The organism is Mesorhizobium ventifaucium (genome assembly GCF_935822925.1).
Classification (GTDB): Bacteria; Pseudomonadota; Alphaproteobacteria; order Rhizobiales; family Rhizobiaceae; genus Mesorhizobium; species Mesorhizobium ventifaucium.
In genome coordinates this window covers 1-798 of record NZ_CAKXZS010000086.1, presented here as the reverse complement: position 1 = coordinate 798, position 798 = coordinate 1, and the positions used below count along the sequence as shown (strand labels likewise).

The following is a 798-nucleotide window of genomic DNA, read 5'->3' as shown; positions in this document are numbered from 1 at the left end:
CGGCATGACCATCCTGTTCGCGCTGATCTCGTTTGCCGCCTTGCGCGAATTCGTGACGCTGACGCACAGCCGCCGCAGCGACCATTGGGTGCTGCTCGGTATGTTCGGCATCATCATCCCGTTCCAGTACTGGCTGGTGTGGACCGCCTGGTACGGCCTCTTCACCATCTTCATCCCGGTCTACTGTTTCCTGCTGATGCCGGCCATCACCGCGCTTCACGGCGACACCGAGCGCTTTCTCGAGCGCGTCTCGGCGCAGCAATGGGCCGTCATGATCTCGGTCTACTGCGTCAGCCACGTGCCGGCCCTGCTGACGCTCGACGTGCCCGGCTTCGAAGGCCGCAGCTTGTTGCTGATCGCCTTCCTGATCATCACCGTGCAAGGCAGCGACGTGCTGCAATACATCTTCGGCAAACTGTTCGGCAGGCACCTGATGTCGCCGAAGGTTTCGCCGTCGAAGACGTGGGAAGGGCTGGTCGGCGGGCTGGCGACGTCGAGCCTGCTTGGCGCGCTGCTATCGTTCCTGACGCCGTTTTCGCTGCTGCAGGCGGCGGGCGTCGCCTTTATCGCCTGCCTGATGGGCTTCCTCGGCGGGCTGGTCGCCTCCGCCATCAAGCGCGACCAGGGGGTGAAGGACTGGGGCCATCTGATCGAGGGCCATGGCGGCATGATGGACCGCGCCGACAGCCTGGTCTTCGCCGCCCCGATTTTCTTTCACACGGTGCGCTATTTCTGGACGTGAGGGCGAGCTGCGGCCTTACTTTGCAGCGGCAAGCGGCGCCTTCCTGGCCGGGCGCG

General features: G+C 64.5%; 1 protein-coding gene. It reads left to right on the top strand.

Features of this window, described 5'->3' with window-relative positions:
* A partial coding sequence (locus tag NMG70_RS31720) for a phosphatidate cytidylyltransferase (RefSeq protein ID WP_254028137.1) occupies nt 1-742 on the top strand: 742 nt, incomplete at its 5' end.
* Nucleotides 743-798 lie beyond the last annotated feature (56 nt).